The organism is Rhodosalinus halophilus (assembly GCF_003298775.1).
Classification (GTDB): Bacteria; Pseudomonadota; Alphaproteobacteria; order Rhodobacterales; family Rhodobacteraceae; genus Rhodosalinus; species Rhodosalinus halophilus.
Genome location: NZ_QNTQ01000021.1, coordinates 47,904 through 54,639 on the forward strand (window position 1 = coordinate 47,904; position 6,736 = coordinate 54,639).

The window sequence follows — 6,736 nt, forward strand, 5'->3', positions numbered from 1 at the left end:
CGGGACCGCGCGGCGCGCGGTCCCCTGTCCCCAACGCCCTGCCGCGGCTACCAGCGGTACTTGCGCACGCGCAGCGGCGCGCGCGGCCGATCCTCGGGTTGCCGCGGCCGTTCCAGCGCAGTCTCGCCGTCTCCGCGCGCGACGATCTGACGCGCGGCGATCCGGTCCAGCCGGTCCACGAGCTCCGGATCCAGCGCCACGTGCTCGAAGAAGTCGACGATCTTCCCCATGGTTTCGCTCCTGCAGGCGACGGCCGGTGCGGCGCGCCGCTTGCCCCCACGAGTCGAAACCTAGGGACTCAAGCGCGAGTCCGCCATTGTGGGATTCCCGTATCGCGTGTGCGCGCGACGATTCAGCGCGCCGGGCGCGCGGGCAGCTTTCCCTCCGCCACCCAGGCGTCGAAGATGCCGAGCGCGGTGTCGCAGAAGCCGGGATCGTTGATGTGATCGGGGATCGCGTGCAGCGCGACGTTGGGCGGGCAGGCCTCCTTCATCTCCTGCATGAAGGCCGCGAGGCCGGCCGAGTCGTGCAGATCCTCGCCGGGCCGATCCCATTCGCCGCAGCCGCCCTCAGGCAGTATGAGCGCTGTCGGCCCGGTGGCCTGCGCCAGTTGCTGGGCATGGGCGCGGGCGACTTCGCGTCGCTCCTCGTCGTTGAGGACGACGGAGGTGATCAGGCGATTGTGCGCGTGGCTGGGATGCTCCGACCATTTCGGGTCGAGCGGCTGCCAGCCGATCAGGTCCACAAGGTCGTAACAGCCTGGCGCGACGATCTGCGGCACGCCGTGACGCCCGGCGTTGGTCAGCCGGTCGGGGCCGGCCGAGACGGTGGAGCCATGCCAGTGGTTGCCCAGCTCCTGGGTGCAGAAATCGAAGACGCAGGCGAAGGCCCCCTCGGCCGCGAGGTTCTCGAAGGCGCGCCCGCCCATGCCGGTGGCGTGGAAGACGGCGACCTCGTAGCCCCGCGCCTCCAGCGCCGGCTTGAGCGTCACCATGTATTTCAGCGCCGTCTTGCCGAGGCTCGTCATGCCGATGAGCGGCCGGTCCGTCCGCGGCGGCTCAACGGCCCGCGCCGCGCCGAGCACCGCGCCCGCGGCCTGGCTCAGCGAGGACTTGCAGACCGAGTTGAGACCATAGAGCCCGCCCGCCCAGAGGATCATCTGCACGTCCGCCGGCAGCCGCTCCGGCGGCAGGAGCGGCGAGAAGGCGATGGTCGAGACGATGTATTTCGGAAAACCCAGCGGAAGCGCACGGCAGGCGTCGAGCGCGAGGTCGGTGCCCATCGACCCACCGAGCACGATCATCCCGTCGATCCGGCCCTCGGCGTGCAGCCGCGCGGCCTGGGCCGCCGCGCCCCGGGCCATGATCTGCATCGCGGAGTTCTCGTCGCCCGAGGCGATCACCTGCTCGATGGTGCTGTCGGCGGCGCCGGCCACGTCGTGCTTCGAGATGTCGGTGGGCTCGGGCGGGTCGCCCAGAACGCTCACGTCCATCGTGACGACGCCCCCGCCCTGCGCGCGGATGCGCCCGGTCAGATAGGTCAGCTCGTCGGTCTTGGTGTCGTAGGTCCCCACGACGAGGATCGTCTTGTCGGCCACGGCTCCCCCCTTTTTCAGAGCTTGATCCAGGCGGTCTTGAGGTCGAGATACTTGTCGAGCGCGTGCAGCGACTTGTCGTGCCCGTTGCCCGACTGCTTCACGCCGCCCAGGGGCACGGTGATGTCCGCGCCGCCGTAGGTGTTCACATGCACCACGCCTGCGCGCACCGCCCGGACCATGCGGTGCGCGCGGCCCAGATCGCCTGTCCAGACGGCGGCGGCCAGACCGTAATCGGTGGAATTGGCGATGCGCACCGCCTCTTCCTCCGTCTCGAAGGGCGTCACGGCCAGCACGGGGCCGAAGACCTCCTGCTGCGCGACGGTGTGCTGCGGCTGCACCCCGGTGAGGATCGTGGGCTCCATGTAGTAGCCGCCGGTCTCTTCCAGGATGCGCCGGCCGCCGCGGTAGAGCTCCCCGCCCTCCTCCTGCGCCACCTCGACGAAGCGCAGGTTCTGCTCGAGCTGATCGGGGTTGTTCACCGCGCCGATCTGGTTGCCGAGATCGAGCGGATCGCCCACCCGCAGCTTCTCCGCCGCCTCCGCGACCATCGCCACGAAGTCGTCGTGCACGCCCCTCTGCACCAGCAGGCGCGAGCCCGCGACGCAGACCTGCCCCGAGTTGCGAAAGATCCCCATCGCCGAGACCTGCGCGGCTTCCGCGAGATTCGGCGCGTCGTCGAAGACGATGTTGGGCGACTTGCCGCCGAGTTCCAGATAGACGCGCTTCAGGTTCGACCGACCTGCGTTCTCCAGCAACCTGCGGCCCACCTTCCCCGACCCGGTGAAGACCAGGACGTCCACGTCCATCGAGGTGGCCAGCGCCTCGCCCACGACCGACCCCTTGCCGGTCACGACGTTCAGCGCGCCGGGCGGCAAGCCGGCCTCCTGCGCCAGTTCGGCGATCCGCAGCAGCGTGAGCGAAGCGCTCTCGGCCGGCTTCAGGACAACCGAGCACCCGGCCGCCAGCGCCGGCCCGAGCTTCCAGGCGCCGATCATCAGCGGGAAGTTCCACGGCACGATGGCCGCGACGACGCCCGCCGGCTCCTTGTGGACGAGGCCCAGCGCGTCGTCCCCCGTGGGCGCGATCTCGCCGTAGATCTTGTCGAGCGCCTCGGCGTAGTAACGAATGGTGCCGACGGCGCTGCCGACCTCGGCCTTGATCGCCATGCCGATCTCGGTGCCGTTGTCGCGCACGCCCAGCACGGTCAGCTCCAGCGCCTCGGCCTCGATCAGGTCGGCCCATTTCAGCAGCACCTTCTTGCGGGCGGCCGGCGCCATGCCGGCCCACCGCCGATCTTCGAAGGCGCGTCGCGCGGCGGCCACGGCACGGTCGGCGTCCTCCTGCGTGCCGGCGGGCATGGTCGTCAGCCGCGCGCCGTCAATGGGCGAGCGCACCTCCAGCACCTCGCCAGAGGCGGAGGCCACCTTTCGTCCGTCGATGATGTGGCTCTGCGGCGGCACGTCCCGCTGCCGCAGGTCGTCGATGGCGGACTGGTCAAGCATGACGCTCACCTCTGCTGCGTGTCGTGAAGCTCGTGATCCTGCGGGGGATGCTCGGCCCGCCGCTCGCGGATCAGCGTGCGGATGTGGAGCGCGATCACCAGCAGGATCAGGCCGAAGATGATCGCGGCGATCGGGCGATTGACGAAGTCGAGCGGCGTCTCGACCCGCGCCATCGCCGCGCGCAGCCGCACCTCCATGATGCCGCCCAGCACCATCCCGAGGATGATCGGCACCACGGGCAGGTTCAGCCGCTTGAGCACCACGCCGAAGACGCCGAAGCCCGCGGCGATCAGGCAGTCCGTCACCGAGTTGCGGAGCGAATAGACCCCCACGAAGCTCAGCGTCAGAATCAGGATGCCCAGAAACCGCGTGGGGATCTGGATCACCTTGATGAGCAGGTTTGTCGAGACCAGCAGAAAGCCCAGCACGATCACGTTGAGCACGAGCAGCGCCAGGTAGAGCGCCATGACGAAATCCATGCTGCCCTGAAAGAGCTGCGGCCCCGGGATCACGTTGTGCACGTAGAAGACCGACAGCATCATCGCGGTCAGCGCCTCGCCCGGAATGCCCAGCGCGAGAAGCGGGATCATCGCCGCGCCGGGCACTGCGTTGTTGGCCGACTCGGAGGCGACCAGCCCTTCGGGCGAGCCCTTGCCGAAGTCGTCGGGCGCCTTCGAGCTCTTCTGCGCGTAGGTGTAGGACATGAACTGCGCGGTGAACTCGCCCACGCCGGGGATCATCCCCATGGTCACGCCGAAGCCCGAGCCTGCGCCGGCCACGCGCCTGTGCGCCCAGAGCTCGCGGAGCCCCTGGAACATGGAGCCGGTCACGGGCTGCGGATGCGGGCTGTCGTCGCGATCCACCAGCAGCAGGAAGGCCTGGCTGATCGCGAAAAGGCCCAGCACCACCACGATCAGATCCACCCCGGAGGTCAGCCAGTCCTGCCCGAAGGTGTAGCGCATGGTGTACTGCACCGGCTCCAGCCCGATGGTGTTGAGGAAGATGCCGAAGCAGGCGAGCATCCCTGCCGCCATCACCTGCCCGCGATGGGCGAGGACCACCAGGATGATGCCCAGCAGCGCGGCGAGAAAGATCTCGCGGCTGCCGAAATGCGGCGCGATCAGCGCCAGCAGGGGTGCCAGCGCGATCAGGCAGAGGATCGAGATCAGCCCGCCGGTGAAGCTCGCCGAATAGGCCAGCGTCAGCGCACGCCGCGCCTCGCCGCGCTGGGTCATCGGATAGCCGTCGTAGGTGGTCAGCGCGTTGACCGCGGTGCCGGGGGTGTTGATGAGGATCGCGGGCAAGGCGCCACCGTACATCGAACTGCCGTAGATTCCGAGCAGCATGGTCAGCCCGACGAGCGGCGGCAGCGCGAAGGTCGCGGGCAGCAGGATCGCGATGGCGACGGCCGGGCCGACGCCCGGGATCGCGCCGATCACGACGCCGCCGATAGAGCCGATCAGCAGGGCCGCCAGCACCTGCCAGTCGAGCAGCATCAGGAGACCGGAGAGAAGAACCTCCATCGCGCGGCCCTCACAGATAGGTCAGCATGAAGGACCGCAGCGCGGCCGGCAGATATTCGTAGACCTCGCCGCCCGGCACGCGCACCTGCAGGAAGGCCTTGAAGATCACGACCACGGCCACGCCGGAGAGCGCCGCCCAACCGATCATCTTCGGCGGATAGGCCGCGCGCAGCGCCAGAGCCGCGCAGAAGATGACCGTGGAGGGCAGATAGCCCAGCCAGGGGACGAGCAGCACATAGGCCATGAACCAGGCGGCGTATTCGACAGAGCGCAGCCAGAACCAGACCTCCTGCCAGCGGCCGTGGATCCGCTCGGAGCAAAGCGACCCCAGGAAGTGCAGCGCCGCGAAGAGGACCATGCCGAGGATCGAAACCAGCGGCCAGAAGGCCGGCTGCGCCACGAGCTTGCCGCCCGAAGTCCAGGCGACCTGCGTTCCGAGATTGGCCGCAAGGAAGAGTGCGAAGGCGAGGAAGGCGGCGGCGAAGACCAGGTCGCCGGGTCGCCGGTAGCGCTTGAAGAGATCCTGAAGGGTTCTGAGGCGGGCCAACGCGCTCGCTCCTGTGCCGGTGTCGCTGTCCGAGCGTCAGGCCGCAGCGATCCCGGGGCAAGCCCCGAATCCGAGCGTGCGGCCGGTGCCGCGCGCGGCGGGCAGGCATCTTTCGCGCATGTCGGTCTCCCTGTCGGTCATTTTGGTATTTGAAACACCGTTGCAAAATAGCATTGTCCACGCAACGACCTTCTGTCAACATCCGAATGACGCAGGGGCATCGCCCCGCAGCGCAGGAGGCGTCCGCATGGGCACGATCGGCAAGGCATTGGCGCTTCTCGAGCTGTTCTCGGTCGCACGGCCCGAGATCGGCCTCGCCGAGTTCCGCCGCCTGACCAGGCGCGACAAGGCCACGCTGCACCGCCACCTTGCCGAGCTGGCCGCGGCGGGTTTCGTCGAGCAGGACCGCGACTCGCGGCTCTATCGGCTTGGCCCGGCGGTCGTGCGGCTGGCCGCGGTGCGAGAGCGCTGTTTTCCCGCGCGCGCCGCAGTCGCGCCCCATGTCGATGCGCTGAGCCGCGAGCTGGGCGAACTGGTGCATGTCGCGCTACTGCAGGGACACGCACTCTCGCCCCTCTACCACGCCGATGCGACGATCCACGCCACGCGCGTCTTCTACGACGAGGCGGAATTGCTGCCGCTGCACGCGACGTCCTCGGGGCTTGCGATGCTGGCCTTCGGGCCGGCGGAGCTTCTCGAGACCCTGTGCGGCGCGAAGCTCGCCCGCTACACTCCGCACACGCCGGCCGACCCCGAGGCGCTGCGCGCAGAGGTCGCGACGACCCGCGCGCGCGGCTGGGCCTCCTCCGACGAGGGCTTCGAGGAAGAGGTGGTGAGCCAGGCGGTGCCGCTCTTCGGCCCGGGCGGCGGCGCCGCCGTCGGCACGCTGGCCGTCGCCCTGCCCAAGGGCCGCGCCACCTCCGAGACGCGGGCGCGAATCACCGCCGTCCTGCTGCGGGCCGCGGCGCCCGTCAGCGCGGCACTGGGCGGCACGATCCCGGAAACACTGCAACGGCTCTGGGCGCAGGCCGCCTGAGCGAGTCCCGAGGAGAGACAGGATGAAGGACGACAACTTCCTCAAGGAGCACAACGCCCGGCACATGTGGCACCCGATGGCCCATCCGGGCGAGAGTCTGGCCAAGCCGCCCGTCATCGTGACGGAGGCGGAAGGCGTGCGGATCAGGGACGTGGACGGGAAAGAGGTGATCGACGCCGTCGGCGGCCTCTGGAACGTCAATCTCGGCTTCTCCTGTCAGCCGGTGAAGGACGCCATCGCGGCCCAGCTCCAGCGGCTGCCCTATTACTCGACATTCCGCGGCACCTCGAACGACGCGGCGATCGAGCTCAGCTGGATGCTGCGCGAATTCTTCGCGCCAGACGGGCTCAGCCGCGCCTTCTTCACCTCGGGCGGCTCCGATTCGGTCGAGGTCGCGCTGCGGCTGGCGCGGCAGTATCACAAGCTCCGGGGCAATGCCGGCCGGGTGAAGTATCTCTCGCTCAAGAAGGGCTATCACGGCGTTCACTTCGGCGGCGCCAGCGTGAACGGCAACGCCAATTTCCGCACCGC

Annotated in this window: 7 protein-coding genes; 2 read left to right on the top strand and 5 right to left on the bottom strand. The window is 69.1% G+C overall.

Annotation, left to right across the window (positions count from 1 at the left end; all coding sequences use genetic code 11):
* Positions 1-47: 47 nt before the first annotated feature.
* The 5 genes from DRV85_RS17050 to DRV85_RS17070 form a co-directional block, all read right to left on the bottom strand.
* Positions 48-230, bottom strand: coding sequence for a hypothetical protein (locus DRV85_RS17050; protein WP_113290685.1), 183 nt, complete (start codon positions 228-230; stop codon positions 48-50).
* Positions 231-352: 122 nt separating this feature from the next.
* Complete coding sequence (locus DRV85_RS17055; RefSeq protein ID WP_113290686.1) at positions 353-1,597, bottom strand: Tm-1-like ATP-binding domain-containing protein; 1,245 nt, start codon at positions 1,595-1,597, stop codon at positions 353-355.
* A gap of 14 nt (positions 1,598-1,611) precedes the next feature.
* Positions 1,612-3,099, bottom strand: a complete 1,488-nt coding sequence (locus DRV85_RS17060; RefSeq protein ID WP_113290687.1) for an aldehyde dehydrogenase — start codon at positions 3,097-3,099, stop codon at positions 1,612-1,614.
* 5 nt (positions 3,100-3,104) lie between these two features.
* Positions 3,105-4,622 carry a tripartite tricarboxylate transporter permease gene (locus DRV85_RS17065; RefSeq protein WP_113290688.1) on the bottom strand — a complete coding sequence of 506 codons (1,518 nt, stop codon included), beginning with the start codon at positions 4,620-4,622 and terminating at the stop codon, positions 3,105-3,107.
* 10 nt (positions 4,623-4,632) lie between these two features.
* Complete coding sequence (locus DRV85_RS17070) at positions 4,633-5,169, bottom strand: tripartite tricarboxylate transporter TctB family protein (protein ID WP_113290689.1); 537 nt, start codon at positions 5,167-5,169, stop codon at positions 4,633-4,635.
* Positions 5,170-5,416: 247 nt separating this feature from the next.
* On the opposite strand from DRV85_RS17070, the gene DRV85_RS17075 reads away from it, so the two are divergent.
* Both DRV85_RS17075 and DRV85_RS17080 read left to right on the top strand, forming a co-directional pair.
* On the top strand, positions 5,417-6,205 hold the full coding sequence (locus tag DRV85_RS17075; RefSeq protein ID WP_113290690.1) for an IclR family transcriptional regulator: 789 nt from the start codon (positions 5,417-5,419) through the stop codon (positions 6,203-6,205).
* Positions 6,206-6,227: 22 nt separating this feature from the next.
* A partial coding sequence (locus tag DRV85_RS17080) for an aminotransferase class III-fold pyridoxal phosphate-dependent enzyme (protein ID WP_113290691.1) occupies positions 6,228-6,736 on the top strand: 509 nt, incomplete at its 3' end.